Genomic DNA, 25,670 nt, shown 5'->3' on the forward strand with positions numbered 1-25,670 from the left:
GTACCTGGACAGGTCACCACATAGGCAGGTATTTTTGCAGGTACTTCGGGGTAACCCGTTCAGACACCGGAAAAATACCTGCATATGACCGTCAAGGCGCTGGAGAAGCTCACAGAGATCAAAGTTCGTTCGGCCAAGCCTGGGCCGAAGAACTACAAGCTTTCGGACGGCGGCGGCCTGTACCTGCTGATCAAAGCCGATGGCGGTAAGTACTGGCGTTATGACTATCGGTTCATCGACCGCGCCCGCACGATGGCGCTGGGTGTCTATCCCGAAGTCACGATGAAGGCGGCGCGCGACAAGCACAAGCAGGCGCGCCACCAACTCGCAGTTGGCGTCGATCCGATGGCGCAGCGGAAAACCGAAAAGATCACCGCGCGTACGGACATGCAGGCCGATTTCGAGGCCGTGGCGCGCGAGATGTGGGCCAAGAAATTGACCGCCGGGCGCTCGCCGGGCTACGTCGATTCGATCCTGGCAAAGCTTGAGAAGGATGTCTTCCCTTGGATCGGTGGCCGCACGCCCCGAGACCTAGAGCATGACGAGCCTACGCTACTAGCCCTGCTGCATCGCGTGGAGAAGCGCGCACCGGAAACTGCGCGGCGGCTGCGCGGAATCATGGGGGATGTGTTCCGCTATGCCATGACCACAAGCCGCGCGCGGCGTGATCCAACGCAAACTCTAAAGGGCGCCGTCATTACGCCCAAGGCCGGGCATTTCGCGGCGATCACCACGCCGGACAAGTTCCGCGACTTGCTGCGGGGGCTTCACAGCTATTCGGGGGAGCTTGTCACGCAATGCCTCTTGCAGTTGTCGCCGCTGGTATTCCAGCGCCCGTCTGAGCTGCGAGAAGCGGCATGGGATGAATTCGACCTGGCCGGAAAGAACTGGGGCGCGCCCATGTGGGAGATTCCGGCAGCACGCGCAGAGGCCGAAGGGGATACGAAGATCACGCGCACCGGATGGGAATCGCACCTTGTGCCGCTGTCGCGCCAGGCCGTGGCCATCTTAACGGCACTGCAACCGCTGACGGGCCGTACGGGGCTGGTGTTTGCGTCTCAGCGCAAGCCAGGACAGCCGCTGTCCAATAACACCGTACGGGCCGCGCTCATGCGCCTGGGCTTCGCGGGCGAGATGACGGCTCATGGGTTCCGCGCATCGGCGAGGACGTTGGCTGCGGAGCGGTTGGGAACCCCTGTCGAGGTATTGGAATTGCAGATCACGCACAAAGTGGCCGATTCGCTAGGCCGTGCCTACAACCGCACTTCGTTCCTGCAAGAGCGTGTTCATTTCATGCAGGAGTGGTCCGACTATATGGACACCTTGCGGCTCGGCGGCAAAGTGCTGCCTCTGGTGCGCGCTGCTTGATCGGCGGGGGCGGTAGCAAAAAAGCTGTGGAACTGTGGCAAACCGTGGAACCAGGTTGCACAGCTATATAAATCAACGGTTTGCGTCTAGATTGCGCAATGTTTGAGCCACAGTTTCGCCACAAAATGGGGTTTGAAACTGTGGCTCAATTTTTGACCACTTATCCGAAATCGTGGCATCCGTCTTTTCTTCTTCGCCTTCTTTCTTTATCTCTATCTCTTTGTTTTTAAAAAGAAAGAAGAAAAGATAGCGAGGAACAGAAGGAATTGAGTCCCACAGAAAGTATTGCAAACCGTGGGGTTTCAGGCCGAAATCGTGGGATTTTGGAGTGGTTTCGGCGGCAACTTCCTGTACAACATCAAAGAGTTATAGAGAAATAAGGCACGTAACCACAGGGGAATTTAACCGCATGCCAACCCGGCGGGGCAATTTCCGCCCCTTGTCGTGCAATCTTCGCTTGACGTGCGGCGGGTCTAGTGATCCAGGTTCGACCAGCTCCGGGGAATGTTGATACGAGAGTAGGGTTATTGGAAAAGGAAGAAAGCCCGCGCGCGGCGGGCTGTTAAGGTGAGGCCAGAAGGCCGATTTATGCCGGCCGCTGTGCACTAGAGTCTTCGCCAACCAGGTCGGGCGTCACGTACAGGCCGAGCTGGGCCAATTTGTCGAGGCGAATGCCGGTCAGGTGTGCGGCACGCTGGCCACGCACGCGCTTTTCCACGTCGTCTAGGGGTTTACCGCCGGCCATGGCCACAACGCCTGATTGCATGAGCTGTTGTTTGAAGATGCGGCCGGTCTTGACTGGCAAGGCGTCGAACTTGGCACGCAAATGCGGTGCCGTGGATAGATGGTCCATTACGTGATTTGGGCGCAGGAATAGGGCCATCTGGTCCTGCCCCTGTTCATCTATGACGCGATCAAAAGCGTAGGGAAAGGAGAACCGCCGCGCCTCAATCTCAGACAGCAGGATTTCCATGATCCAGACCCAGGGCAGGCGCGTACCGTTGGTGTCCGCGATGTGCGTGTTCATTTCGGTGATCAAATTGTCCGCGAAGCCGCCCTGCGTCGCCTCAATGCCGGCGAACTCGCACACAAGCAGCCAGGCAGTCATAACGGCCGCATAGTTCTCCATCATGCGCTTTGCTGTCGCGTCGCGCTCCTCCGATCGAGCGCGCCGCACGCAGCCCGCCATGCACCTGGCATGCAGATCCCGGATCCGTGCAGGCTGCTGGCCAGCCAGAAAATGCAGCCATTCCCACACAGGAAATTGAGGCAGGTCGTGGGGGATGACCGCACCTTGGCGCGCCACCGATAGAGACGTGCGGCAAAGTTTCGATTGCAGGCTTTCGACGTCGACCTCTTCGCCGGCCAGGAGAACCGGCGCGCACATCAGGTATGGCGTTAGGGTTGCGCCAACTCGGGTGAACTCAAATCGGTAGGTCGCCTGTAGCAGTCCGTCGATGTCCGACAGCACAGCCTTGGGGAGCTTGGAAAATTCATCCCAGCCGACGGGCTGCGTGGTGTAGGACACGGAGGCACGCCGGCGGTGGTCTGTCTTGAGCATCTGGCCCGATAGCACCTGAAACGCGAGGGTTGATTGCAGACTTTCCAGCAGCTTGGATTTGCCGGAACCCTTCTCGGCCTGCATTTGTAGATGAGGGTAGAAGCCCAGAATGGCCTTGATGTGTGCACCAAGCACCCACACCAGCGCAATCGCTGCCGCGTTGTCTTGGAATGTCGCTTGGTACGCTTCGATGACTGCTGCGGCGTTTTCGCGAGAGCCGCGCGGAAACTGCATGTTGTAGTACAGGCACTGCTTTTGCGGCTCCATGAAATAACAGTCTTTTCCCTCTAGCGCTGCCGGCTGGCCAGCACGCCAAGCCAAGCCTACGAAGTTCACCACGTCGCGCGCGCCCAGGTGGGCGGTGCGTTCGAGAACGGTAATCATGCGGGTGAACTGTTGCGGCATCCAGACCTGCCCGAACTTCGCCCGCCACCATTCAAGGTTGTACAGGCGCTCATCGCTGACGACTTCACGTTGAAGCGCGGCGCCATGGCGCGGCACCTGAGCGCTTACGCCGAAAACGGTCTCGGGCTGAGTATCGGGCTGACCGCTCAGCGTGGCCAAGTGGCTTTGAATCCGTAGGCGGGAAAAGCCCGCCACACGGAACGAGCACATATCCTCTAGGTCTTCTGACCGTTTGCCGTCCTCCTCGTCGCTATCCTTGAACTTGGCCACGTACTGCGTGAAATCGTCCTTGACGCGGTACCGCCAGTACACACCGAAGTCATGCCCCGGCAGAAACACGCGCCGGGTACCGTCGAGGCGCTCGGGGTCGCCGCCTCCGGGCATGCCGGGGATAAGCCACGCCTCTAGCGTGCGCAGGCGGCGGGTTAGCTCATCCTCGCCCCGCTTCGCCAGCACATCGTTAATGTCTTCGCCCTCGTCCCAATCGTGCATGTCCACCAGCAAGGAACTGATGTCTTGGGCGGTAAGGATTTCCGACAGGCGCCAGGCTGCGGCCAAGCCGGGGCGCAGCCGGCTCCGCTCGTTGATCGGGTCGGCATGATCTAGCGCGATGCGCACGTTCTTGCCGCGCAGGAATGACCAATCTATTGCCTCCACGTTGCCAGTGCCGCGAATCGCATAAGCCGCGGTGCCCGCCGGCAGATGGGCACACTCCACTGATAGCGCGTTGATCGGGCTTTCCACGATATACACGGTATGCGCGCGTTCCAGCCGGCGCCGGTCGCTCGTCCAGCCGTGGCCCAGTTTCTCGCCCTGACATTGCGTCTTCACGCCGCCATTGAGCTGGGCGTTTTCGTATCGCAGATCGACGGCCGCCACCTGAGCGCCGCCGGCGGCGCGGACAATGAACGCCGCGCCCGGCCCGCCATGGCCAGGTTCACCGGCCGCTACCTTGTCACTGCGCCAAATGTTCCAACCGATTGCGCGCTGTTTGAGCGCGAGTCTGGCCACATCCTCGCGGACCTTGCGGCCGACCAGGTAGGCAATGACCGGCTCGGGGCTGGAAAGGCAACGATCAGCGATGTGGTCCACCATGCTTTTACGCTCGGTGGAATTCCCGGCTTCTAGCGGCTGGGGCAGTGGCATGGGCAGGCCATACCATTGCCCGAGCAGTTTGGCGGCGTCTAGGGGCGTTTCCGCCGCATTGCAGTACATCACCAGGTCTATGGCCGTTCCGCCCTCGGTTGTACCGCTCCAGTCCTTCCACATGCGCCCCTCTTTGAAGACCGAAACCGATGCGGTCTTGTCTGTGTGGTGCGGGCTGTGATAGTTGCCTTTCGCGCCATGGCGCTTGAGGCCCAGGCGGTCGGCCAGGTCGTGCAAGTCGATATCGCTTTTCAGGCGGTCAAACCATTTGGCCATCGCGGCATTCGGGACACGTGCTTGCATTTCACTTCTCTGTTTGGGGGTCGGCCCGATATGTGCCGGGCGAGGCAATCCAGGCTAGGACTTCGCGGCCTCGATAGCGCGTGCATCGACTTCCCAGCGTCAGGGGTTGCGGTGCAGTCATGGCTTTGACATGGCGATGCCATGTGGCACGGCCAATACGCACAAAGCCCGCAATGTCGTTCCATGAATAGAGGGCGTCAGGCAGGATTTGATCGGGGGCAGGCCGGCTAGGGCGCTTGGCTTTCGCCGCCGTCACGGTCAATTCGGGTGCGGGTTGACTGGTCATTGCTAATCCAGGTCTGCCGCGCAGGCGCGTTTGAAGTCAGGGCGGTGCGCGGCGTTGGGTTTCGGATGGCGTTGGGGCGGCGAGGCCGGCACGCTGGCTTCTGGGTGGTGGTCGAGACAGGGGGCACCGACCAGGGCACGCGCAGTGATTTCCAAGCAACGCCTAAGAAGGGGGCATTGCAATGCCTCTTCTAGCGTGCCGCGCAGATGTGCCGCAGCGTGGGCGCGTTGAAGGTCTGCGCGCATCAAATCAGCCCAGCAGATTACGTTCGCGCAGCGTGCGCATGGCGGCAGCGTGGACGGTGCAGGCGGCGGTAAGCATGTGGCCGGAAATGACGGCGTCGCCGGCGGCGGCGGTCAAGAAAAGGGATTGCCCCGGTTCATAGGCGCCACGAACAAGGTACTCGGTTAGTTTGGCCAAGGCCTTTACCTCGTCGTCGTTCATATGGGTTTCGATGCGGGCATGCACGGGGATGGCGGGCATATTTAATTCCTTTAGAAAACAGTTATCCGTGGCGGGCGCCAGAACGCCCGCCAGCAAGACGGAAACAAGGGGGGGTAGGGGCTAGTGGGCGCGCGCTTGGCGGGGCGCCTGTGCGGTGCCGTGGGCGTCCAGAATGACGGCAAGCTCTGCGGCTGAAATCACGCGGGTGGCGCCGGATGTTCGGTCAATGACAAACAGGGCATGGCTCGTACTGCGGTCCATGTCCAGAGTCAGGCGGCTACGGGCGCTCGATACCTCGGCGATGGCCTGCGCGGCTTGTGTGGCGGCCGTGCGCTTCGAGCAGTTGGCCACGGCCATCAGGTATGCAGTGCAGCGTTCAAGCAAGAGGTTGTCGCGGAATGCGGCGGGGCGTGTGCCGTGTGCCAACTCAACGGCCAGGAACTGATGGGCTTGGTCCGCCAGAAAATTCCGATTCCAGTTCACGGAACCACTCACAACGGAAAGGTGGGCGTTATTCGTTTTCATGGTCGAGGCTCAGTTGACGTGGATCGGAGGAAGCTGCAAGGCGTTGTCGAATGATTTCAGCCTTGGTGGACATGGGCAGATGGACATTCGGATTGGGTATCGATGCCGGCGAGACGGTGCGGACTGCTTCCAAGTGCGAAACCCACGTATGTCCGCATGTGATGTCCCGGCATTGGAAATAGAGAATTCGCATGGTGGGAGAGACGATTTCGCTCGTGCGGACCGTCGCGAACTTGTTGCAGTGAGGGCAGTGCTGGCCAAGCACATTCATTTCGCACCGCCGCGACGCCGGGGGGTTGAAGCGCCGGCCGTTTCGCGCTGGTAGTCCGCTAAACCGCGCCGGTACATCAACAGGGCGAACTGTCCGGCAGACCGGGCATCGGCTTCTGCCAATGCCTTGCATTGCTCAAATTCCAATGTGTCCATACGCAAGCCAACCATGGGGCGTTGCACTCGTTTGGGCGCTGGTCGGCGCTTGGATGGTGTATGTTGCATGGTGTGACACTCTGCTTTGTGACGTGACGCAGTGATTATGCTCTCAAACGAGAGCATTCGTCAATAGGATTGCACTCAAATGACTACATCGAACGAACGACTTGCAGAAGAACGTGCGCGGCTCGGCCATGGGCAAAGCGAATTTGCGGCGCTTGGGGGCGTGGGAAGGGGCGCGCAAGCGAACTATGAAAAGGGGCTGCGGCAGCCAGATATGGCGTACCTGGAGGCCATTTCCCGGGCTGGCGCGGACGTGCTTTACATCGTCACAGGCGCCCGCGCGCTATCTGAGCGCGACTTAGAGGCAGATCTAGAGCGTTATGGCAAAGCCTGGGAAACCCTGGAACTTGCCCTTGAAGCCGCCGGCCGTGAACTGAGCCCAGCGAAAAAGCGCAAAGCCGTTGATGCGCTGTTCAAGGCCAGCAAGGCCGAAATCGCAATCGACCAAAGCAAATTGACAGAGTTGGTCTTGCAGTTGGCGGCGTAACGCGCGCGCCATTTTTATCAAGGAGAAGTCTGTGTTTCGTAGAGCAATGGGTCTGCTGGCCTTAGGCGTGCCGCTGGTCGCCGGCGCGGCGGGCAACTGGTACGAGGGCGGGACGCTTCACAAAGCCACGCTGAAAGAGTGGGCCGGTGCCGTGACGCAGAACAAGATGGCCACCATGGCGGATATGGTCGTTGGCGCGAAGCTTGCCAAACGCCCGATGGACGTGGTGGAAAAGTCTGTACGTGCAGCGTCGTGCATAGATGAGGTGGCCAAAGACAAAGCAAGCCAGTCTCAGGCTGTCGCAACTGTGGCCGCTATGTGCATGATGAGCGGCTAACGGGGAGAGCAATACGCGTCTAAATGACGCTGCCGGGGGAGAGGCTTGGGGGGTGAAGATGCCCTCATAAGCCGGCAAGGGCTACAGGCACCGCCGGTATAGGGGTCTGTATGGAGCTGGCATTGCACAGTAGGAAGATAAGAAATGCAAAAGCCTCATGACCTCGGTATGAACGTTCATTTTCTGAATCAACCCCATGACGATAAGCCGCGTAGCGATGTGCTGGGAACGCTATTCGACGCGCTGAAACAGGCGAAGGAAAAGCTCCCGGAGCGCGCGGTAGACGCCCGTTCCATCAATGAGCAACGCATTGAGGGCGAAGGGAACATTCAACTTGCGGGGGAGACTGCGCCGCTGCAAACGATCACGGGAAACAACAATATCCAGATCGGCGCGGTGCAGCTTGTGGTTAATGTGATGATGAACATCGAACGGTAACGGACGCCGGGCTACTCCGCACCGTCACCCGCTGGCAGGTCGTCCGGGCCGCTTTCCTCGCGAGTCCGCACGTCTGCCGCTTCTGCTGTCTCCGCTTCAAACCGCGTCGTCAGGCCGCTCTCATCCAAGCTATGAGTGAGTTTGACGATGAGCCACGTCATTTCATTAATGGGGCTCTTGACGGTCGGAAGCAAAACCTTTGTTTGCGGCGACAGATCGGGCCGGCCGTATGCAAGGGACATTTCAAGGTTCGCCACGCCTCGCTGTAGCCGTTGCCATTCCGCCCGCGCATTGTCCAAAGCGTCGGCCTCGCTTGCGAACACGGTTCGCAGCGTCTTCGCGTTTCCGATAGCGCCCGCGACTACCTTTCGCTGCACAGATGATCCCTTGTCCTGCCAGAGTGCGCGCACGCCTGTATACGTGTCGCGGTCAGCCATGTGGAACCTGATGCGGTCGCCATCGCGGCGGGTCAGCTTCAGCGTGGGCATGTCCTTGCCGCTGGCAGTCTGGCCGCGCTCGGTCGGCACGAACAAGAGCTTGCCATCCTTGATCGTGGCTACGGCGTCGTACCGTTTGCCGATACGGTTCAGGAAAGCAACGTCAGATTCGTTCGTTTGGTCGATGTGCTGGAGCTTCACGTTTGCGAAGCGCTGGCCGACGACGGCGGTTAGCTGATGCGCCTTGGCCACGGTCTCTACAATTTCCCGGATCGTCTGTTTGTGAAAGCTGCGCTCGGTGCGCGTGCGCAAGGCCGACTTCATATCGGCGCTTCGCGCGCGCAATGTGATGGTGTCGGGCGGGCCTTCAAACGCGACTTCATCAACGACGAACGTTCCCTTGTCCACCAGGCCGGTGCTGGCCCAGCCTAGGCTAAGACGGATGGTTGCGCCGCGCGCAGGCAGCGCTAGCTTGCCATCGTGGTCGGACAGTTCGATGTCCAACTGATCCGCCTCATCGCTTCGGCATTCCGTCAACGTGAGCTTCATCAAGCGCGGCAGCATTTTGCCGGTCACGTCCTGGCCGGCCACCACTACGCGCCACAGCGGGCGCGGATACGAGCTGGCGCCGCCTGTTAAAGAGTCCGCCGAAGCGGCGAGGGCTGCGAACGACACTACAGGCTCCAATCCAGAATGGAACTGTCCATGCGTCCGATGGGCAGCTTCAAATCGTCCAGCAGGGTGCGGGCCTGGTCATCACTTACCGACTTTAGGGAGATGCTGAAATCGACGCGTTGCGACTGCCCGTTAAAGAAAAACTCGCTATGGTCTTCGTCGATCTTATCGATGATGTGCGGCCCGTACACGGTGCCGCTGCCGTCCACCAGGATGTAAGCCTTGCCGGTGTCCGCCATGCGGCGCAGCAGCGCTAGCGCGCCGGCTGAGCCGGCTATCTCGGGAATCAAAACGCCGGAAAGGGTGGTGCTGTCCTCGCCGCGCCCCACGAATTGATATCCCGGCGCCGCGCCCATGCGGCTGTTCGACGCATGCCGCCAGTCGGTCGAGCGCCGCAGGGCCTGATAGGCGAGGGTGGGAAGGCTGAAAACGAACATGCCCAGGGCCATCATCATGGCGGGGTCTCCTTAGTTGGGGTCGAGGTAGGCGGAGCGCATGCGGGCCTGCCGCTCCGCGTCGCGGCGTTGCAAGGCAGATTCCACGGCGCGCGCGATGTCGGCGGGGCTGGCGCCGGCGCCGTGGATGTTGATGGCGATGGTGTCGCCATGCACTATGACCGAACGCGGGGCCGCTGCCGGCCGTACGGTAGGCCGCATGTCGAATCGGCTGGCCAGCATGTCAGGGTCCAAGCTGATTACCGATGGTCGTGCGGCTTCAGGAGAGGCCGCCAGCGCGGCGCTGGGCGTGACTACTGTTCCGCCTATGGCAAGTGCTGTAGCAACGCCCTGGGCGGCCCGTAGCGCGCCCAGCAACCGCGATGCGATTGCACTACCAACTGCGGTGACGCTCTCCAGTGCTTGCGGTATGCGCGGAACATCAAAGTGGACAGGCTGCGGACGTGGTGCCAGGAAGGAAGGCATGCCAGCGGACGCCGCAGGCGGCGGGCTGCTAGGGGCGGCAACCGGTGCCTGTGCGGTTGCTGGCGGCGTCAGGAGGCCCGCAGCCAGCTGAGGGGTGGCGACCTGGGGGACCTGCACGTTAGCAATGGTGTTCAGCTCAGGAAGGCCGGGAACCAGTACGGCGGCCACGGTAATCCGCGCCGTGGCGTTGGGGATAGGCATGGGCGCCACCAGCGACGGCGCCGAAAGCTGCGGCAGGGTAGCGGCTGGTGTAAGGCTGGCCAGTTCTCCCGCTTTGGCGACGGAGGCGGCCAGCGCCTGCGCGGCCTGCGCTGCGGCCGGCGCATGCCGGTCTATCCCTATTGCGGCCCCGTCGGACACGAATTCGCCCATGCCCATAAAAACGCGGCTTGGCGACTTGATGCCTAGCTTTTCCTTGAACCAGCCAATGACGCCGGCGCCCATGTTGGAGATCGCCTCCTTCACGGCGCCGGCGGCGTTGGTGATGCCCTTCACCAATCCCTGCATGAGCATGCCGCCGAGGTCTGAGAATTTCGCAGGAATTTCCAGACCCAGAGCTTGTAAGCCGGAGCTGATGGCGCTGGATACAAGTGCGAGGGGCGACCACTCGGCCAGCAGCTTGCCGACAGCACCAATCCCTGCGCTGACCGTCGCGCTGACCCCTGCCCATGTCTCGGTAAAGAAGCCGCCGATGCCGGCAAACGCTGACCGGATGAACCCCATGGGATTCCAGCTTTGCAGGACGGACGACACGCCGGCCACGGCGGTATCAAAGGTGCTGCGGATGGACGCCCAAAGTCCTGAGAAAAACTCCATGGTCCCTGTAAAGGTGGCCCGAATCGTCGCCAATGGGTTCCAGGTTCGCAGGAAGCCAGTAATGCCATTCACAGCAGACGTGAACGCGCCTCGAACGCGCTCCCATAGCCCCTGGAAAAAGGCGCTGATCGGCTCCCAATATTTGTAGATCGCGAACGCGGCCAGCCCAATGGCGGTGACGGCCAGGCCGATGGGATTTGCCATCAGGATGCGGCCAAGGAGAAAGACTGCGCGGGCTACGCCACCAATGCCCTTACGGGCCAGGTTCAGCAGCACGCCCAGTAGTCCGCCGCCTTGGATTCCAAGCATGGTGAACGCATAGCGAACAATTACAAATGGCCCGAGGATGCTGGCCAGGGTCAGCGTCAGCGCGCCCAAGCCGGCCACCAGCGCAGCGACACCGGCCGCCGCCGCCGTCAAACCGCTGGCCAATTTCGGATTTGCCACCGCCCAGGCCTTCACTTTTCCGATGGTGTCCGCTAATCCCTTGACCATCGTACGCAGCGGCCCATCGTGCTGTTCGTAAATCTGGATGCCCAGGTCTTCCCAGGCGCTGGACAGCTCGTCCAGAGATCCGCGCATGTTGTCCGCCATCGTGCCGGCGGTCTTATCGGCCTCGCCCGCCGCCTGCCGCAGCACTTGGATGAACTTTTGCAGCTCGCCGCTACCGGCCTGAGCTACCAGCACCTGTAGGCCGCTAAAGGCCTCCTCGCCCGCGATGTGCTTGAAGATGCCGGCGCGCTCGGCGTTGCCCATCTTGGCGGTTTTTTTGTGCAACTCTTCCAGAATGGCGGGCAGCTCGCGAAGGTTGCCTTGTGCGTCCTTCGTCTGGATGCTGAGGCTTTCCAAAGCGTCGGCCGCTGCCTTCGGTGGGGCTGCAAGTCGTCCCAGGATCGCGCGCAGTGCCGTGCCACCCATGCTGCCCTGAATGCCGGCATCGCCCAGCTTACCGGCCATGGCCGCGACGGTCTCAATGTCCTGGCCTACGCCGGCGGCGACCGGCGCGACGTATTTCATGGTCTCGCCCAGCATGTAGAGGCTGGTATTCGACCGAGTGAATGCGCCCACCAGCACATCCCCCACGCGGCCCATTTGCTCCGCCGGCAGGTTGAAACCGGTCAGGATGTTGGACCCAATGTCGGCAGTCTGGGCGAGGTCGGTATCTCCCGCCTTCGCCAGCGACAACATACCGGGCATGGCGGCGAGGATGGCTTTCGGGTTGAAGCCGGCCATCGCAAGGAAGCCTTGCGCGTCGGCAGCTTGGCCAGCGGAGAACATCGTGTCGGCGCCGAGGTCGCGGGCCTGCTTGCGCAACGCCTGCATCGCCTCGCTCATCTTGTCCAGCCGAGCAAGAGCCTGCACTTTGCTCATCGCCGCATCGAAGTCAACGCCGGGCAAAAGGAATTTCGTTTCTGCGTAGAGCGCGCCACCTCCAGCGGCCAAGCCGCCGGCGCCCAGGCCAGCCATTGCGCCGGCAGCGGATCGGCCCGCGTTATACCGGTCCTTCGCGGCGCCCAGGCGCTGCTGGTGAGACGCGGAAGCCTTCAGCTTCTGCATCTGTCGATCAAGCGCCGCGTTGGTCTGGTCGATGCGCTGCCGTAGCCCTTGCTCATCTCGCGAAAGGTTGCTTGCCGACACGCCGGTCGTGCTGAGGCTGGTTCGCAGCCGTTGCAGCTCTATGGACTGTTCGGAGTGTTTGGCCTTGAGCTGCTGGGCTGCTCGTACTGCGCTGTTGAATTCACGTGTCATGGCCCGCGTGGGGCTGGCGGTTGCCTGCATCTGCTGGGCGAGGGTGGCCACGCGCTGCTGCGCCGCCGACATTTCCGCGCGGGTCGATTGCAGGCCGCGCGATAGTTCGCGGAACCTGCCTACGTCGCGCTGCGCGCTGTTCAGCGCTTTGAGCTTGTCTCGAAGCTCCACCACGCCGGCGGCGGACGTGGCAGAGGCTTGCTTTACTTTCTTGAGCGGCCCGGACAGCTTGTCCTGCATCGCCGCGATGACGCGCAGTTGAAGCGTCTTGTCCATCGGTATCTACTCCGGTTGGTAGCGAACGCGTGCGCGTTCGCGCCATTGGGCCAGTTCATCCAGCGATAGGCCGTCCATGTAGTCCGGGTCCCAGTGGAACACCAGCGCCAGGTCGGCCATCGCGTCCTCTACGCAGTTTGGAGCGCCGCGCGTTCCGCCTTCGTCATGAAAAAAGAGGCAACCGCGGCGCCCAGGGCCAGCAGGTCGGCCGGCTCCAGATTGGCGACTTCGGGCGCCGAAATCATCGGGTCCGTGACGCGGGGCAGCACGGTTTGCAGGGACGCCACGTCCAACTGCACCAGGTTGACAAGGCTGGTGCCGCGCAGCGCGCCCGCCTTGGGCCTGCGCACGGTGATGATGTGGATGTCCTGCCCGCCGCGCTTGATCGGGCTTTCGAGCGTCACGCTTTGCGTGGTGCCGTCGTTCCCGTCGAGGGCGGCGGCCGGATGCGCTGGGGCGGCAATGGCGAGAGATTGGTCTTGGTCTTGGGATTTCATGGTGTTCTCGGTTGGGGGTTACATGCCGATGGCGCGGCGGACGGCTTCTTGTGTGTCAACGCTGCCGATCATGTGAACGAGGTTGAAGATGTCGATTTCAACCACGGTTTCGCCGTTGATCGTTTCCTTGTAGTAGGTGCAGTTGGTGGAAATCTTCCATTCCGTGTCGTCGCCCACCTTCGATTCACCCCGGTCAACTTCGGAATGCCGACCGCGCACGACGATTTCCACCGCATCAACCTCTTCGGTGTCATCGCGTTGGTAGGCCTGCGCGAACCGCAATTGAACGCCGTCAACGCCGACCGCGCCGACTTGCTGAAGCACTTGCTTCATGTAGCCGCCAATGGTCCATTCCATCTTGAGCGCGTCGTCATCCAGGCCGAAGTCGGCATGAGCGGCGCCGCCCATGCCGCCGCCGCGCCATGCTTCCTGCTTGCGGGTCAGTTTCGGCGGGGTGACTGCGGCAACGACGCCGATATAGCTGCGGCCGTCGTTGAAGAGATTCATGTTCTTGAGCTTAGAGGGCATGCCCATGATGATGGCTCCGGTGATTCGTAATGAATAGAGACGGCCGCGCGCTGCGGCCGCGATGCGTTAGGCCGCGATGCGCTTGGCGAAGTCCACCAGATAGCGGTCGGTAATGCGCTGGCGGAAAATGATGTTCTCGGCGGGCGGAACGGGCGTGTAGTCGTAGTCGATCCAGAACTGCCCGGACTTGAGCGTTTCCTTGGTGTTGGGTTCGCTGTCCCACCACGCGCTGCCGTCGATGATGTAGCCCAGGTTCTTGAGCGTGCGGAATTTGCTGTTGATGCCTTCGATGATGTCGCGAATCAGCGAGGGATGCAGCGGCTGATCGACGGCCCACATATGGCCCTCTGCCACCGTGTCTGCCACCACTTGGGCGGTGCGCGTGTAGTTCTCGAACTGGTACAGGCTTTGCGGTCCCGCGCAGGTGCGGCTTCCCCAGAAGCGGAAACCCGTCTTGTTGATCAGCGTGGTGATGTCCTTGCTGTTCAGGTAGCCCGCATCGGTCGCCGGGTCTTGCAAGTCCCAGAAAACATCCTTGCTGATACCCGTCACGCCGTTGACGGGGATGTTGGACAGCGTCTTGTGCCAACCGATATCCGTGTCGATCTTGGCGCGCAGACCCAGCGCAGCAGCCGAAGCCACAATGCGCGCTTCGCTGTTCGTGCGCGTATCCCAGCCTACGAAGTCCGGCCAGATCAGCATCAGTTCCCGCTGACCGAACGTTTCACGGAAGGCAGCCACTTCTTCCATGGTGGCCATGTCGGGAACGCTGCCGTACGCGAAGCCGCGCAGCTTTTGCGCGGTGCTGGCCAGCTCGGCCAGGACGCCGGCGGACTCCAGGCCCGGGGCGCCCAAGATTCGCGGCTTGATCAGCGGGCCTTTGCTTTGCGCCGCCAGCAGCGCCCGGATGCCGGTATAGCGGCCGTTCGTATCGGTGCCGCCGATCACGTTGGATTGCGTTTCGGCCGGCGTCGCGCCTTCGGCAACGCGGACAATGACCGTAGCCGGGTTGATTTGGGCGCCGATGGCTTCCAGCGTACGCGCAAGCGTGCCTTTGGTGCCGGCCTTGCCGGCGGCCGCGCTGATGTTGGTCGCCAGCACGGGCGTGTTGAGCGGAAACGTTTTCGGGTCGGCGTCTTCGGCCGTGGCCACAAAGCCCACGGTAGCCGTGGACGGGGTGCGAAGCGGGCGCGTGCCGTCGTCTACTTCAATGACGCGTACGCCGTGGTGATAGTCCTCAGCCATTGAGATTTTCTCCGATAGATGCGCCAGGGCGGCGCTGGACCTTGTTGAATACAGCGGCCAGTTTGCGGGCTGATGCTCGCGCGCGCACGGAGGGCTTGTTGTCGGAGGCCGGCAAACAAAAAGCCCCGCAATGCGGGGCATGGGTGGAAGGACTACGCGGCGTCACGCCGGGGTATCTGGCCAAGGCATTTCATGATCGGCCGGGTTTACTCTGGTCAGCTCGATGCGGTAGAGCTTCCAACGCTGCAAACGCGCCCGTTCATCTTCGGTGGCAATGCCCAAGTCTTCAGCATCCTGCAACGGTGTGATCACCTCGCCTGCGGCAATCAATAAACTGGTCTTTGTCTCTGCACGCTGGCGCTTCGTTGCGGCGGCGAACAGTTGCGCGTCTTCTTCCCAGGCCGTGCCGGTCCAGATGCTCCATTCGTTCGGGCGCGGGGAGAGTGTCAGCCATTCCGGGTAAGGTCCGATACCGTCATATTCCTGGCCGTCGTGAACTGCTCCGAGCTGGTAGGGCTGACCATCTCGTGTCCTGTAGAGCGCCACTGCACGCAGATCCTCAACGCTGTCCCAGCCGCCGCTCTCGGCGGGCATGTACAGACGCCCCGGTTGTACCGGGGAGGGCGGAGCGATCTCTACGGCGTTGCCGGGTATCAGGTATACCCCGGGCTCCAGCGGAGAGGCATCGGCCATGACGGGGCCGACGAAGAACCCCCTATGGTCCAGTTGAGATACAAGCCTCTGCGCCGGGAAAGTCCCGGCTTCTTCGCCAATGGTGATGTTGTCATTCTGCATTCTTTTGGCTCCGTTCAGAATTTGATACATGCCAGCAGTGCGACGTTTCGCGGCCGGGCTTCGGTGCCACCGTCGGACTGAATAGTGATGCCGGTTTTGCTGCTGACAGTAACGGGGGTATGGGGATCGTCTACCGAAAAGTGGCTTTCGTTGCCTGTGCCGCGGTCCTCGTCAAAGATATTGCGCGGCACCTGATAATTGAGTTGATGGGTGTGTCCCGGATCGGTAACGCCGTGAACGTGCGCGAGGTTTTGGCTTGCCTGCCAGGAACCAAGAGTTCGGCCGGTATCTGCATCACGCCCATCAGCAAGCCCGCGTACAAACTCGCCCCGCAGGTCAGGCAAGTTAAACGTGGTGCTGCCATTGCCCGCGCCATAGATTGTCCCAATCGCGCTGAAAAGGTCGGCGTAGGCCGCGCGTGAGACGGCTGCGCCATTGGCCTTCACCCATCCCGGCGGCGCGGTTGGGGATGCAAAAAAGCTGACTGAGCCAGTGAGCGCATCGGAGGTCAGAACCTCTCTCCACTTTGACCAGATGTCGCGGTAGCAGGCGCGTGTAAATAATGCAGCCGTGTTGTACGTGGTGTAGAGCTGGGAGGTGATGTCGTTTCCGCCCGAGATCACAAGCAGCGTACCGGCAACCCCAACGGGATAGTTCCTGTCTACCGTTGCATTTGCGCTGAGTGGCTGCCCATGCAGGCCTGGAACCTTCACAGTATCGAGGTTGGCTGTGCCAAGCGCGTTCAATGCGCCCAGCCCGAACGCGCTTCCCACCGTCAGAATTCGACCCGTCGTCGTGTCGTTAGCCCCGGTCTGCACATTCAGATTTTGCTCAGTCAGCTGCTTTTGCCATTTCGCCCAAACTGTGCTGCCCGCATCGCCACCGCCGAACCGGATCCACGAAGTGTCAGATACGAATAGCTCTTGCACGACACTTACCCCGCCGGGCAAGCTGCGGCGGGACACCCGCAATTGCCCGACGTAGGCGATTGCGGCAGCGCCAAGTGGGCCGTTAGCCATCGCCTTATCAATGGTGACAAGAACGTTGGCGCCATCGATAGCATTGAAGTCTGAAGCGAAACCGTAGGCGGTCATGCCCGGAGCCACTCCGCCCAGGCCAAAGGCTCCAGCCAGGAGGATGCGGCCGGCGGTCGCATCCGTCGCGCTGGTCTGCGTGTCAAGCGCGTGCGAATGGCTTGTGCTCTGGACCGCGTTGGAAGTCGTGGCCGTCAGGGTGGCGGGAGTGCCGAGCGTGAGTGTGCGATTCGTGGCGAGCGTTCCGCCACCCGTCAGACCGTTTCCGGCGGTCAAGATCAACCCTGCATTGGCCTTTTGAACAAGTGCGTCTTGCAGACCGGCCACATTGACGACATCGCTTCGGGCAAAAGCCAGATTGCCGCTGGACAGCGTCACTGACACCGTATCGAACGTGGTCACCGGTTCCACTTTCCAGCCGGTACCCCAGGCGTCCACCGTGGCGCCCGGGGTGTTGTACTTCGCCATGATTTCAGCGACGGTGAGCGTTAGATAGGCCCACGTTTTATTCAACTCGCCGACCCAGATGCAAACCCGGCCGTCTGCGTCCGATCCAAAGCGGATAGGCAGATCGGACACCGGGGAACCTGCCAGAACCGTAGCGGTGCAACGCGCCCATGCCTTGGTGGTCTGCACGTAGCCTTGAATGAGGATGGAGACCGGGGGATTAACCGCGTCGTACTCGAACAGGTCCACGCGCAGGCGAATCATCGAATTGAGGCCGACCGCGACAGGCGGCAGTGTGATCTTCATCGCCCCAGTTAGGGAAGCCACGTGTCCCGCATATCCCGCACCGTCAGGTAATAGGACGTGAGCCGTTTGTGCCGAATTGGTATTCGCGCCGTATTGGCTGCCGATGGTTGCGCCGTTCCCAAGCAAGAGCGGGCCGGACAGCCGGCCGCCAGTTCGCGACAGGGCTTCAATGTCCTCCAGCACCTGCGCCGGTGTGCGCGGGGTCATGGAATTGGCGCCCGCGCCAGCGAGGTACGAGCCGGCCGGAACCGTGGCTAGGCCCGTGCCCCCGCGCGGGACGGGAAGTATGCCGGCGGTCGCCTTGGAAACGTCCAGAGCCGTGACGTTCAGCGCGACATTCGCGGAGCCATCGAAATTGACGCCTGCGGCGGTGGCGCCGCCCGTAATCGAGAACTGGCGTGCAGCGGCAAGCTTTGTTGCCGTCGCAGCATTTCCCACTGCGACCTTGCCTAGGACCGTGACACGGCCTTTGGCGTCCACGGTGATGACGGGAATTTCATTAGCGCCGCCCGCCGTGCCTGCCGAGACCCCAGACGCGGCAAGCGTAAGCACGGCCGAAACGTTCTTAGTGCCGTCGAAGGCCGTTGATGCAGTTGCGTCGCCGGTGAGGGCAATCGTGCGCGCGGTGGCCAGCTTGGCGGCGGCAACTGCGGTGCCGGTCTTGTCCAGCTTGAGCGCCAGGCCGTCATCGACATACTTGCGCGTTGCCAGTACAACCGCCGGATCAATTTTCAGCTCGAAGTTTGTCGCGCTGCTGACCATCAGGACCATGCGGATAACCTGCGTCCGGCCGGAGCCTTCAGCCAGCAACGGCTTGTACGTGGGCGGGCAGTTCGCCACGGCAACCAGCGCGCCGGTCTCGTCGTGCAGGCCCAGCGTGCGTATCCAGTTGCCCCCTTCGTTTTCAGGAATCACCTGTTCGGCGATCAACCAGTTCGGGTTTGCGGGGTCAGTGGATAGTTGATTGAGGGGCTTGCGTCGCCATTCGCCGATCACGGCGGTTTGCAGACGGTCAGGAGTCGGGACAGCGCCGCCGCCATCGCCCACGGAAAGGCTCGTGATCTTAAGGGGGATGCCCAGCGCGTGCGCCTGCGCCTCGCGCTCTTCGCCGTACTTGGTCAGGATTCCGAAATAGGTAGCGCTCATGGGTATACCGTCATCGTGTCTATGGTGTGATCGCGGAGGCCGTAGCCCATCCAAACGCGCGTTTCGATGGTCTCGGGGATGTAGGGGTAAACGGTCAAGGTGTCGCCGTCATAGGAGGCGATACCGAAATTCACTTGCGTGCGGACTTCTGCAGCAATCGCGAGGCCGATAAGGTGCTGGCTCAGGCGCTTGGCGTCTTCAATCAAGCGTTCCAGTTCCAGATACATCGCCTCGTCAATGCCGGTTTCCAGCACGCCGATAGTCAGTCGGAACGTTCCGCGCCGGCCCTCGGGCTGCATCTGGAACCACTCGGTCACGTTCAGCAGATACCCCAGCGGCTCCACCACGCGTCGCAGTGCGCCGATGGTGCCCTTGCGCTTGTGGACGAAGAAGGAGTTGCGCAGGGCCTTGCGTTTTGCCTCCACGGGCCAAGCGTCGTCCCAGCGATCCACGGAGCGCTCCCACGCCAGCCACGTAAGCAGATGGGGCGGGCAATCAGCAGCGCGCCGGATGCTGCGAATGGGCAGCGGAACATCCTCGATATCGGCGCAGGCAACTGAAAGATTGCGTTCCAGAGGTGTGGAACCGGGCGGGACTAGCGCGCGCTTATTAGCCATTGCCGGTATCGCCCGCAACATCGACGGATACGGCGATGCAGGTTCCCGCTTCTGTCGGCTGCAACAGGATGTCGGCGGCGGGTTCGTGCAGTACCAGGTGGTCTACCCCCTCGACGTGCAGGGCGGCGATCAGCGCGGAGCGCCAGACAGAAATGCCCTGGCGCCGTGGGCGGTTCACAAAGGCGCTGATAGATGCATTGGCGGTGGCAGTGGCCACACTGCGGCCCGGGCCTTGGCCTTTAAGGTGAAGTGTGGCGCGCACGTTGTACCGACGGATGACGGAGGATTTCACGGCGACGCGATCCCCCATAGGGCGAATGTCGTCGTCATTAAGTGCGAGGCGAGTGGCAGCAAGAATGGTCTCGCTCGCGGTGCCGTCGCCTTCCCGCGAAAGGATCGACACCAATACGTCGCAGGGGTCGGGGCTGATGGCGCTTGCATCCGCGATTTGTCCATGCGCAGACCGCGCATGGAATTCGTACGCGCCACGCGGCCCAGCCGTCGAGAGACCTTCCCAGGCGAGTTGAGCGCGGTCGCGCAGCTCGTCATCAGATTCCATGACGGCTTCGATGGGCGGCGATGCGGTCAGGTCTTCGGCGCGGATGGTCAGACGCTGCACGCCGTATTCGGCGGCGATGTTCTCCAGGTCCGCGCCTTTCGCGAAGGCCAGGAGGACGGCGCGGGCGGCTTCGTTGACGCGCTGCCGGAGGATCAGTTCCCGTTCGGCGTTCTCCTCCAGCTGAATGGTCAGCGGTTCCGATTCGAGCGCGAGCGTTTTGGTGACTGCATCGCGGTCTTCGGCCGCAAACAGCGCAATGATGCGCGCCTTGCGCGTTTCAAGGATCCGTTCGTAGTCCAGTTGCTCCACCACGTCGGGCGGCGGCAGTAGGGATAGGTCGATCGTGTTGGACGTGGCCATGCTATGCACCGATGCGGGTGGAGAGGGAGACCGGGCGCACTTCGTTGTCTATCAAGGCTTCGCCGGACAGTTCGAAAATCAGGACGCCAGGGGTAGCTGCATCCGCCTGCGCGCTAATGGTGCGTAGCGTTAGCCGCGGCTCCCAGGCAAGCAGGGCGGTGGCCGCTGCGGCGTAGAGCTGCAATAGCGTCGCGGCGTTGGCCGGGGCGTCTACCAGGTCAGGCGCCACAGAGCCGAAGGCACGCCGGCGAACGCGCGTACCGACCGAAGTTCCAATGATCTTGCCCACCGATTGGCTCAGATGGTCCGCACCCGTGATACGCCGGCCAGTCTTGGCGTTCATTCCCAGATAGCTCATTTGGTCGGCTCGTCGGTTTCACCGCCCAGGCTGCGCACTCGGTGCGTGTGAGTCTCCAGCACTACGCCGTTGGACGACAGTTCCCCGTCGCGCTGAATGATGTCGCCGCTGATGACTGTCCGATTTCCCTTTCCGTTCTTACCGGACATGCCCGCCTGATAGGACAGCTGGCCCGTGACGGTCACATTGCCATCCAGGGTGATGTCGGGGCAGTGCAGGACAGCGGACTCGCTGGCGTCCGCGCTGATGGTCTTGATTCCGGTCGCGGTCAGAGCGCCGGCCTGGTGGTCGTAGGTGATGCGCGCACCGTCGGGATACAGGCGAACGTGTTCACTGGCGCTGTTCGACGGGGCGGGAATTGCGTTCGAGTTCAGGCCGGTGACAACGATGCCGGCGGCGGTATCGCCGCCCGGGCATAGCACCAGTACCTGTTCGCCCTGCGTCGGGGGATCCCAAGTCGTTGACGTGCCGGCGCGAAGAGCCAGGAATTGCAACCAGTCGGTCGTCAGCGCGCCGGTGGACACGCGGACCTTTGCTGGCTGGCTGGAAAGATCAACCTGCGCGATGGTGCCGACGCGGATAAGGTTGGTCAGCAGGCGGAAGAGTTCGGCTAGTTCGTGCATGCGGCCATGTTGCCGCGCCGCCTTCGCGCGCGCACGAAGCTGGTGTTGTTGCTCGGCCTGCTACAGCCCGCGACCTGCCAGGAAGTCGGCCAGCGTATCCAGAACGCGTTCGCGGCTTTCCTTGGAGAAGCCAAGCAGACGCCGGACGGGATAGCGCACGTCGGGCGCGCCCGGAGCCGCCCGGTCCTTTAGCCCGCGTTGATGGACCCAGGCGATACGCGAGGCACGCCCCTTAAAGCCCACCGTTGCCGCATCGTCGGTCACGCCAGCGCGCAGGTGGTGCGTGGTGCGCAGACGCGCAAACATCTTGCGGCGGATCGCGCCTTTTTTGCCGCGCAAGTTCTTGCGGGCTTTGCGGGGGGTGAAGCGCTGGCCGTCCGGGTCTACCTGCGCTCCGATGCGCAGGCTTTCTTCGCGTCTCAGGACTTGCGCGATCCGCAGATTTGCCTTGCGCAGCTCGGCCGGCTCCAGGCGCGCCAGAAGGCCAGCGGCCCAATCCTGCACGTCCAGAAAGTCCGCGCTCATCGCTGGATGGCCCAGCCGGGATAGGGCAGGACGCCGATTTCTTCGCCGTTGCGGCAGACGCTGCGCGCGGGCGCTTGCGGGTCCGGGAATAGGTCGGGGTGGGCAGGCTCGGGCGCATGGGTCACGTCGATCCGTTCGCCGGCAGCGTCCAGTCTCGCAATGACACTCTCGGTCAACTGGAGCTTGATGCTCAGGTCGAACGTGTCGTTTGTGATGATTTCGACTTCAAACGCGATGGCCTGCTTGCGCCTTTCAGGGTTCTCCAGCACATCCGGCTGATGCACGCGCAACCACGCCAGAATCGGAACCATGATGCTGGCCGGGTCGCCGGAAAAATCCTCGATGACCAGGTTCAGGGTATAGGCATATTGATGCGAGAGGCCGCCCGTGGCGATGGTCCCTATTGCGCCAGCGTCGATGAAAACGTGCAGCTTTTCCGGGTCACGCCGCAGGTATGGGTTTGCTTCGGTGATGTAGGCCCGCAGCTCAGTGGCTTTGCGCATTTCGCTCCCTCGCTTCGCACGCAATGACCGCGTCCACCTGGGCGGCGCAGATGGCCCAATCTGCCTCTACGCGATCAACCGCCGCGTTCAGGTCTTCATTGCGGGCCGGCCGGTTCGCTGACAGCACGCACGGGACGACGGGTGCGCACGTATTCGGCATAGCCGTCGGCGCCGGTGATCGCGGGGCGTTCCCGCATCCTTGCAACAGGCTCAGGCAGCACGCCATCAGCCCAGCGGCGATACTCTTCGTTTTCACGTTTCAATTCCTCGATGTCAGAGCGGCGCGATTCCAGGTCGCTGCGAAATCCTTCTTGCGTCGCCGCCAGCCGGCGCAAGTCGTCCTTGCCCTGCTGAATGCCCGCCGTGACTTTGCTCATGGCTGCATCCTGGGCGTCCAGGCGTTCGCCGTACGTGGTTAGGGTGGTGGCCTGGGCGGCGATGGTGCCGCGCTGGTGCCAGATGCCCAGGGCCAGCAGGGCGCAGACGGCATAGGGCGCGACGCGCAGAATCCATGCGCTCATGCGGCCACCTGTTCGGCTTGGGCTGCAAACCGTTCATACGCGCGCGCCAGCTTCACGTCATAGAGGTTTTCCGCGTAGGCAGGGCCGTTGTACCCACGCGCGAACGCGGCCCACTTTCGGCCGATCAGCGCCTTGTGCAACGCAGGGTCGGCTTCGATGAATTTCACGAATGCTGTGAGCTGCGCGCCTTCGCTTTCCTGCTGGGAGGCAACGAAGGCTTCGACGCTTTCATACCCCAGGGCTTGCCAGTGATAGCCCATGATTTGGAATGCGCCCCAACTGGTCGCTTCCAACGCGGCGGCGCGGCAGACCTGCGCAGCGCTGGCAAGGCGGGCGTGTTCGGCGGCACCGCCAGCGTAGCCGCCGCGCTTGGGATTGACGATCCCGGGGAAGCGGAGGGCGTGCGGCGCAGGGTCTACGCCATGCGTCTGGAGGCGCGTGTAAAACACATGGCGCTCAAAGAGGATGGAGACGCGGCCATCTGGAAGGAACCCGCTTCCGTTGGACTCCACCGCGTTGACCGCCTTGATGCTGGCCAGGGGAACGCCCAACTGTTTGGCGGCGGCGACGAGATCGGATTCCCGCATCAGCTTGGACGTGTCCTGGCCCCATAGGGCGGCGCGGGTCTTGACTCCCACCTTGCCATCCACGATAAGTCCGCGTGCCGCCTGTAGGGCGCGTACGGCGCCTTCCGTGGCATCGTCAAACTCGGCTGTCACTTCCAAGCGATAGCCCGCATTGTTGAGCTGCGTTTGTAGTGCGCTTACCGTGAGGCCAAGGGCGCCGGATTTCAGGATTTCACTCACGTTGCTTGCTCCGAAAGAAGATGGCCAGGTTGCCCCGAATCGCGTAGGTGATCGCGCAGACCGCGCCGGCGGTGATCAGCTCAAGCAATCCAGGCGGGCCGGACGTGGAAAGGGCGACCGCCAGGGCGCGGCAGAACAGCGCGGCGATGGCGATGGATGCCATGAAGGAAATGTTCGGCCGGTGGCGCGCGCCATTCGGGCGGTACCAAAGGAGGCGGGCGCCGGCCAGGACGTAAAGCAGGACGCATGCCACGGCCAGAGGGGTAAGCGTCAGCGCGGTGGTGTTCATGGCTTGCCCCCGCCGCCGGCCATCCGAATGATGATCGCCTTCAGGTCGAAATCTGGCGCCATGGCCAGCAGCTTGAGCGCGATGGGGACAATGATCAGCGCTCCCAGCAGCGCAGGCAGGAACGATTGCTTGGCCCACTCGCGCGCGATGAATTCGCCGGCGCCACCATAGCCACACAGGGCCGACAGCAGGAAGGATAAAAAGCGTTTCCAGGCGCTCAGATCCTTTTTGGTGCTGGCGACCAGGGCCGCACCGATGACGGCGCCAAAGGCGGCGTTAGCGTCGATGTAGGGCAGCACCTGGGCTAGAACCAGCCCGGATGTTGCGGTGGTCGCCGCAGCGGTCGCGGTGACGGTGGAGGGTTCGGCCATGAAGTTCAGTCCCAGAGGTTGACGGTCGGGACCGTCGAAGGTTCGGATACCGGCTCGGGGAGATTCACGGCGAGGCCGTGCGGCAGGATGGGGCCGTGGTCCGCAAGTCCGGGGTTCAGTTCAAAGGTTTGTTCCACCACGCCGCGCGTGGTGCGCAGGTAGCGCCAGCACAACGCGTCTACGGTGTCACCCTGCATTGCGCGGACCAGCATCAAATCAGCTCCACCACGTTGCGCGGGCGGCCCTGCACGTCGGCGGTGGACCAGCGGGCATTGCGCCGATGCTCGTCCGGCGCGTCGGCCAGCCATTCGATACGCTTCTGTCCGGTACCCGTGGTGTCGTAGTCAGCCATGCGCTCAATCAGGTCTGCTTTGACGAGGCTGTACACGGCGCGCACATAGGCCAGCGTTCGCCGCGACTGTCCGTCGATCAAGTCGCCGGTGGCCACGCTTGCCAGGGTGGTGCTGCCCTGGGTGCGCATGGCTTCCTTCCATGCCGCCAGATCGCCGCCCACTTCCACGATGGCGCCCAGCAGGGCGTGCCGTAGGCGGGCATCGGTGATGGTGCCATCCAGGCGGAGCGTGTCGCGGACTTCCCTCATGTCGAAGTCGGGGAAAAAACCGTCGTTCTTGATGACGTTGGCCGGGGTCTTGGGCGGGGTCGGGGCAGTAGCGATAAAGCTCATAGCGGAGTCCTGTGGGGTCGGCGGTGGGCGGGCGTCGGGTTGCTCAGGGAGCCACCGTCAGCCCGCGCCGCCGTGCGCTTGGGGGCACTCGGTTAGCCGGCCTTGCCGGCGTTCTTGATCTTGCGTTCCAGTTGTTCAATGAGCTTCTTGGCCCCGATGCCGGAAAACAGGTCTACCGCACGCTTGAGCTGCGCGACCGCAGCCCGTGCCATCTCCAGGCGTTGCCCGTCCAGCGTGTCGCCGGCCTGTAGCGCCAGCGTCTTGCCCAGAGCGAAATGCAGCTTGGCGCGGGCTTGGTCGGGGGCATCGTGGCCGTCCACCAGAACTGCGACCCGTTGCAGAATTGCCATAGCGGCATCTGCGTCAGCAACAGCGCCGCCGGCGACGGCGCCCGCCACTTCGTCCAGCAAGAGGGTGGCGGCGTTGCGTTTCAGGCGCTCCGGCAACGGCAGGTCGTGGCGCATGACGTAGGCCGCGATTTCAAGGCCTCGCTCAAACAACCCCGCGTCGATATGCCAAAGCATGAGCGTGGCGACTACCTCATCCGGCTGGCCGGAGTCGCCCTCCAAAACGCCCGTGATGTAGGCCTGATACTCGGGCAGCAGCTCGCGCTTGACTGAAATCTTGCGTTCGACGGACTGAATGTCGTGCAGACGGCGCGCGTCCAGTGTCAGTTTGGCCATCATCTGGCCATAGATACCGCCCACCACGACGGGCGCGCCCTCGCTGGCCGCGCTCGTCTTGGCAGCCAGCACCCGCATGCGATGAAGCTGCGCAGGGCTGGCCATGG

The 25,670-nt window shown here is 62.5% G+C and carries 31 protein-coding genes; 4 read left to right on the top strand and 27 right to left on the bottom strand.

What is annotated here, in order from left to right:
* The first annotated feature begins 84 nt into the window (after window positions 1-84).
* Complete coding sequence (locus CQ050_RS14350; RefSeq protein ID WP_105557500.1) at window positions 85-1,368, top strand: integrase arm-type DNA-binding domain-containing protein; 1,284 nt, start codon at window positions 85-87, stop codon at window positions 1,366-1,368.
* A 72-nt stretch (window positions 1,369-1,440) separates the two neighbouring features.
* On the opposite strand, the gene CQ050_RS30710 is transcribed toward CQ050_RS14350, so the two are convergent.
* The 5 genes from CQ050_RS30710 to CQ050_RS14370 form a co-directional block, all read right to left on the bottom strand.
* Entirely contained in the window at window positions 1,441-1,659 is a 219-nt protein-coding gene (locus CQ050_RS30710) for a hypothetical protein (protein ID WP_146121029.1), read from the bottom strand.
* Window positions 1,660-1,954: 295 nt separating this feature from the next.
* On the bottom strand, window positions 1,955-4,783 hold the full coding sequence (locus tag CQ050_RS14355) for a toprim domain-containing protein (protein WP_233214047.1): 2,829 nt from the start codon (window positions 4,781-4,783) through the stop codon (window positions 1,955-1,957).
* 535 nt (window positions 4,784-5,318) lie between these two features.
* Complete coding sequence (locus CQ050_RS14360; protein ID WP_105557502.1) at window positions 5,319-5,552, bottom strand: hypothetical protein; 234 nt, start codon at window positions 5,550-5,552, stop codon at window positions 5,319-5,321.
* An 81-nt stretch (window positions 5,553-5,633) separates the two neighbouring features.
* A complete protein-coding gene (locus CQ050_RS14365) occupies window positions 5,634-6,038 on the bottom strand; it encodes a hypothetical protein (RefSeq protein ID WP_146121030.1) in 405 nt (134 codons plus the stop codon).
* Window positions 6,025-6,441: an ogr/Delta-like zinc finger family protein gene (locus CQ050_RS14370; RefSeq protein ID WP_369868313.1), complete on the bottom strand. Its 417-nt coding sequence runs from the start codon at window positions 6,439-6,441 to the stop codon at window positions 6,025-6,027. Before CQ050_RS14370 ends, CQ050_RS14365 begins: the two co-directional genes overlap by 14 nt.
* A 171-nt stretch (window positions 6,442-6,612) precedes the next feature.
* Here CQ050_RS14370 and CQ050_RS14375 point away from each other — a divergent pair, with 171 nt between their 5' ends.
* From CQ050_RS14375 to CQ050_RS14385, 3 genes are all read left to right on the top strand, one after another.
* Entirely contained in the window at window positions 6,613-7,017 is a 405-nt protein-coding gene (locus CQ050_RS14375; protein WP_146121031.1) for a helix-turn-helix domain-containing protein, read from the top strand.
* 46 nt (window positions 7,018-7,063) lie between these two features.
* The gene (locus CQ050_RS14380; RefSeq protein ID WP_105557506.1) at window positions 7,064-7,354 is read left to right on the top strand and encodes a hypothetical protein; all 291 of its coding nucleotides are present in this window, start codon (window positions 7,064-7,066) and stop codon (window positions 7,352-7,354) included.
* Window positions 7,355-7,498: 144 nt separating this feature from the next.
* Entirely contained in the window at window positions 7,499-7,792 is a 294-nt protein-coding gene (locus CQ050_RS14385; RefSeq protein WP_146121032.1) for a hypothetical protein, read from the top strand.
* An 11-nt stretch (window positions 7,793-7,803) separates the two neighbouring features.
* Here CQ050_RS14385 and CQ050_RS14390 read toward each other — a convergent pair whose 3' ends face one another.
* The 22 genes from CQ050_RS14390 to gpM form a co-directional block, all read right to left on the bottom strand.
* The gene (locus tag CQ050_RS14390) at window positions 7,804-8,904 is read right to left on the bottom strand and encodes a contractile injection system protein, VgrG/Pvc8 family (protein ID WP_233214048.1); all 1,101 of its coding nucleotides are present in this window, start codon (window positions 8,902-8,904) and stop codon (window positions 7,804-7,806) included.
* Window positions 8,904-9,359, bottom strand: a complete 456-nt coding sequence (locus CQ050_RS14395) for a phage tail protein (protein ID WP_105557508.1) — start codon at window positions 9,357-9,359, stop codon at window positions 8,904-8,906. Before CQ050_RS14395 ends, CQ050_RS14390 begins: the two co-directional genes overlap by 1 nt.
* Before the next feature lie 12 nt (window positions 9,360-9,371).
* Complete coding sequence (locus CQ050_RS14400) at window positions 9,372-12,665, bottom strand: phage tail tape measure protein (RefSeq protein ID WP_105557509.1); 3,294 nt, start codon at window positions 12,663-12,665, stop codon at window positions 9,372-9,374.
* Window positions 12,666-12,671: 6 nt separating this feature from the next.
* Entirely contained in the window at window positions 12,672-12,785 is a 114-nt protein-coding gene (locus tag CQ050_RS14405) for a GpE family phage tail protein (RefSeq protein WP_105557510.1), read from the bottom strand.
* 8 nt (window positions 12,786-12,793) lie between these two features.
* Window positions 12,794-13,162 (bottom strand): phage tail assembly protein, encoded by a 369-nt coding sequence (locus CQ050_RS14410; protein ID WP_105557511.1) that lies wholly within the window; start codon window positions 13,160-13,162, stop codon window positions 12,794-12,796.
* A gap of 18 nt (window positions 13,163-13,180) precedes the next feature.
* Window positions 13,181-13,696, bottom strand: a complete 516-nt coding sequence (locus CQ050_RS14415; protein ID WP_105557512.1) for a phage major tail tube protein — start codon at window positions 13,694-13,696, stop codon at window positions 13,181-13,183.
* A 60-nt stretch (window positions 13,697-13,756) separates the two neighbouring features.
* Window positions 13,757-14,935, bottom strand: coding sequence for a phage tail sheath protein (locus tag CQ050_RS14420; protein WP_105557513.1), 1,179 nt, complete (start codon window positions 14,933-14,935; stop codon window positions 13,757-13,759).
* A 162-nt stretch (window positions 14,936-15,097) separates the two neighbouring features.
* A complete protein-coding gene (locus tag CQ050_RS14425) occupies window positions 15,098-15,760 on the bottom strand; it encodes a tail fiber assembly protein (protein ID WP_105557514.1) in 663 nt (220 codons plus the stop codon).
* On the bottom strand, window positions 15,745-18,663 hold the full coding sequence (locus tag CQ050_RS31100) for a phage tail protein (protein ID WP_105557515.1): 2,919 nt from the start codon (window positions 18,661-18,663) through the stop codon (window positions 15,745-15,747). The genes CQ050_RS14425 and CQ050_RS31100 overlap by 16 nt, the downstream gene beginning before the upstream one ends.
* The gene (locus tag CQ050_RS14435; RefSeq protein WP_105557516.1) at window positions 18,660-19,280 is read right to left on the bottom strand and encodes a phage tail protein I; all 621 of its coding nucleotides are present in this window, start codon (window positions 19,278-19,280) and stop codon (window positions 18,660-18,662) included. Before CQ050_RS14435 ends, CQ050_RS31100 begins: the two co-directional genes overlap by 4 nt.
* Window positions 19,273-20,199, bottom strand: coding sequence for a baseplate J/gp47 family protein (locus tag CQ050_RS14440; protein WP_105557517.1), 927 nt, complete (start codon window positions 20,197-20,199; stop codon window positions 19,273-19,275). Before CQ050_RS14440 ends, CQ050_RS14435 begins: the two co-directional genes overlap by 8 nt.
* Before the next feature lies 1 nt (window position 20,200).
* On the bottom strand, window positions 20,201-20,557 hold the full coding sequence (locus tag CQ050_RS14445; protein ID WP_369868317.1) for a GPW/gp25 family protein: 357 nt from the start codon (window positions 20,555-20,557) through the stop codon (window positions 20,201-20,203).
* Window positions 20,554-21,180, bottom strand: coding sequence for a phage baseplate assembly protein V (locus tag CQ050_RS14450; RefSeq protein ID WP_105557518.1), 627 nt, complete (start codon window positions 21,178-21,180; stop codon window positions 20,554-20,556). Before CQ050_RS14450 ends, CQ050_RS14445 begins: the two co-directional genes overlap by 4 nt.
* Before the next feature lie 60 nt (window positions 21,181-21,240).
* Complete coding sequence (locus CQ050_RS14455; RefSeq protein WP_105557519.1) at window positions 21,241-21,705, bottom strand: phage virion morphogenesis protein; 465 nt, start codon at window positions 21,703-21,705, stop codon at window positions 21,241-21,243.
* Window positions 21,702-22,208 carry a phage tail protein gene (locus CQ050_RS14460; RefSeq protein WP_105557520.1) on the bottom strand — a complete coding sequence of 169 codons (507 nt, stop codon included), beginning with the start codon at window positions 22,206-22,208 and terminating at the stop codon, window positions 21,702-21,704. Before CQ050_RS14460 ends, CQ050_RS14455 begins: the two co-directional genes overlap by 4 nt.
* On the bottom strand, window positions 22,192-22,434 hold the full coding sequence (lysC, locus tag CQ050_RS31105; RefSeq protein WP_105557600.1) for an Rz1-like lysis system protein LysC: 243 nt from the start codon (window positions 22,432-22,434) through the stop codon (window positions 22,192-22,194). The genes CQ050_RS14460 and lysC overlap by 17 nt, the downstream gene beginning before the upstream one ends.
* Window positions 22,435-22,725: 291 nt before the next feature.
* Window positions 22,726-23,535 carry an N-acetylmuramidase family protein gene (locus tag CQ050_RS14470; protein WP_105557521.1) on the bottom strand — a complete coding sequence of 270 codons (810 nt, stop codon included), beginning with the start codon at window positions 23,533-23,535 and terminating at the stop codon, window positions 22,726-22,728.
* A complete protein-coding gene (locus tag CQ050_RS14475) occupies window positions 23,528-23,824 on the bottom strand; it encodes a phage holin family protein (protein ID WP_105557522.1) in 297 nt (98 codons plus the stop codon). Before CQ050_RS14475 ends, CQ050_RS14470 begins: the two co-directional genes overlap by 8 nt.
* On the bottom strand, window positions 23,821-24,195 hold the full coding sequence (locus CQ050_RS14480; RefSeq protein WP_105557523.1) for a putative holin: 375 nt from the start codon (window positions 24,193-24,195) through the stop codon (window positions 23,821-23,823). The genes CQ050_RS14475 and CQ050_RS14480 overlap by 4 nt, the downstream gene beginning before the upstream one ends.
* A gap of 5 nt (window positions 24,196-24,200) precedes the next feature.
* The gene (locus CQ050_RS14485) at window positions 24,201-24,407 is read right to left on the bottom strand and encodes a tail protein X (protein WP_105557524.1); all 207 of its coding nucleotides are present in this window, start codon (window positions 24,405-24,407) and stop codon (window positions 24,201-24,203) included.
* Window positions 24,407-24,880 (bottom strand): head completion/stabilization protein, encoded by a 474-nt coding sequence (locus CQ050_RS14490; RefSeq protein WP_105557525.1) that lies wholly within the window; start codon window positions 24,878-24,880, stop codon window positions 24,407-24,409. The genes CQ050_RS14485 and CQ050_RS14490 overlap by 1 nt, the downstream gene beginning before the upstream one ends.
* A gap of 92 nt (window positions 24,881-24,972) precedes the next feature.
* Window positions 24,973-25,668 (bottom strand): phage terminase small subunit, encoded by a 696-nt coding sequence (gene gpM / locus CQ050_RS14495; RefSeq protein ID WP_105557526.1) that lies wholly within the window; start codon window positions 25,666-25,668, stop codon window positions 24,973-24,975.
* Between the last annotated feature and the right edge of the window lie 2 nt (window positions 25,669-25,670).

This window comes from Achromobacter sp. MYb9 (assembly GCF_002975275.1).
Classification (GTDB): Bacteria; Pseudomonadota; Gammaproteobacteria; order Burkholderiales; family Burkholderiaceae_B; genus Achromobacter.

Coding starts and splice junctions, on each gene's coding strand:
- CQ050_RS14485 (WP_105557524.1), bottom strand. CDS start 24,407: ATGCTGGTCCGCGCAATGCAGGGTGACACCGTAGACGCGTTGTGCTGG.
- CQ050_RS14350 (WP_105557500.1), top strand. CDS start 85: ATGACCGTCAAGGCGCTGGAGAAGCTCACAGAGATCAAAGTTCGTTCG.
- CQ050_RS14455 (WP_105557519.1), bottom strand. CDS start 21,705: ATGAGCGCGGACTTTCTGGACGTGCAGGATTGGGCCGCTGGCCTTCTG.
- CQ050_RS14425 (WP_105557514.1), bottom strand. CDS start 15,760: ATGTATCAAATTCTGAACGGAGCCAAAAGAATGCAGAATGACAACATC.
- CQ050_RS14460 (WP_105557520.1), bottom strand. CDS start 22,208: ATGCGCAAAGCCACTGAGCTGCGGGCCTACATCACCGAAGCAAACCCA.
- CQ050_RS14420 (WP_105557513.1), bottom strand. CDS start 14,935: ATGGCTGAGGACTATCACCACGGCGTACGCGTCATTGAAGTAGACGAC.
- CQ050_RS14490 (WP_105557525.1), bottom strand. CDS start 24,880: ATGAGCTTTATCGCTACTGCCCCGACCCCGCCCAAGACCCCGGCCAAC.
- CQ050_RS14410 (WP_105557511.1), bottom strand. CDS start 13,162: ATGAAATCCCAAGACCAAGACCAATCTCTCGCCATTGCCGCCCCAGCG.
- CQ050_RS31100 (WP_105557515.1), bottom strand. CDS start 18,663: ATGAGCGCTACCTATTTCGGAATCCTGACCAAGTACGGCGAAGAGCGC.
- CQ050_RS14385 (WP_146121032.1), top strand. CDS start 7,499: ATGCAAAAGCCTCATGACCTCGGTATGAACGTTCATTTTCTGAATCAA.
- CQ050_RS14435 (WP_105557516.1), bottom strand. CDS start 19,280: ATGGCTAATAAGCGCGCGCTAGTCCCGCCCGGTTCCACACCTCTGGAA.
- CQ050_RS14440 (WP_105557517.1), bottom strand. CDS start 20,199: ATGGCCACGTCCAACACGATCGACCTATCCCTACTGCCGCCGCCCGAC.
- CQ050_RS14445 (WP_369868317.1), bottom strand. CDS start 20,557: ATGAGCTATCTGGGAATGAACGCCAAGACTGGCCGGCGTATCACGGGT.
- CQ050_RS14400 (WP_105557509.1), bottom strand. CDS start 12,665: ATGGACAAGACGCTTCAACTGCGCGTCATCGCGGCGATGCAGGACAAG.
- CQ050_RS14360 (WP_105557502.1), bottom strand. CDS start 5,552: ATGCCCGCCATCCCCGTGCATGCCCGCATCGAAACCCATATGAACGAC.
- CQ050_RS14395 (WP_105557508.1), bottom strand. CDS start 9,359: ATGATGATGGCCCTGGGCATGTTCGTTTTCAGCCTTCCCACCCTCGCC.
- CQ050_RS14365 (WP_146121030.1), bottom strand. CDS start 6,038: ATGAAAACGAATAACGCCCACCTTTCCGTTGTGAGTGGTTCCGTGAAC.
- CQ050_RS14405 (WP_105557510.1), bottom strand. CDS start 12,785: ATGGCCGACCTGGCGCTGGTGTTCCACTGGGACCCGGACTACATGGAC.
- CQ050_RS14380 (WP_105557506.1), top strand. CDS start 7,064: ATGGGTCTGCTGGCCTTAGGCGTGCCGCTGGTCGCCGGCGCGGCGGGC.
- gpM (WP_105557526.1), bottom strand. CDS start 25,668: ATGGCCAGCCCTGCGCAGCTTCATCGCATGCGGGTGCTGGCTGCCAAG.
- CQ050_RS14480 (WP_105557523.1), bottom strand. CDS start 24,195: ATGGCCGAACCCTCCACCGTCACCGCGACCGCTGCGGCGACCACCGCA.
- CQ050_RS14355 (WP_233214047.1), bottom strand. CDS start 4,783: ATGCAAGCACGTGTCCCGAATGCCGCGATGGCCAAATGGTTTGACCGC.
- CQ050_RS14370 (WP_369868313.1), bottom strand. CDS start 6,441: ATGCAAGGCATTGGCAGAAGCCGATGCCCGGTCTGCCGGACAGTTCGC.
- CQ050_RS14375 (WP_146121031.1), top strand. CDS start 6,613: ATGACTACATCGAACGAACGACTTGCAGAAGAACGTGCGCGGCTCGGC.
- CQ050_RS14475 (WP_105557522.1), bottom strand. CDS start 23,824: ATGAACACCACCGCGCTGACGCTTACCCCTCTGGCCGTGGCATGCGTC.
- CQ050_RS14450 (WP_105557518.1), bottom strand. CDS start 21,180: ATGCACGAACTAGCCGAACTCTTCCGCCTGCTGACCAACCTTATCCGC.
- lysC (WP_105557600.1), bottom strand. CDS start 22,434: ATGGCGTGCTGCCTGAGCCTGTTGCAAGGATGCGGGAACGCCCCGCGA.
- CQ050_RS14415 (WP_105557512.1), bottom strand. CDS start 13,696: ATGGGCATGCCCTCTAAGCTCAAGAACATGAATCTCTTCAACGACGGC.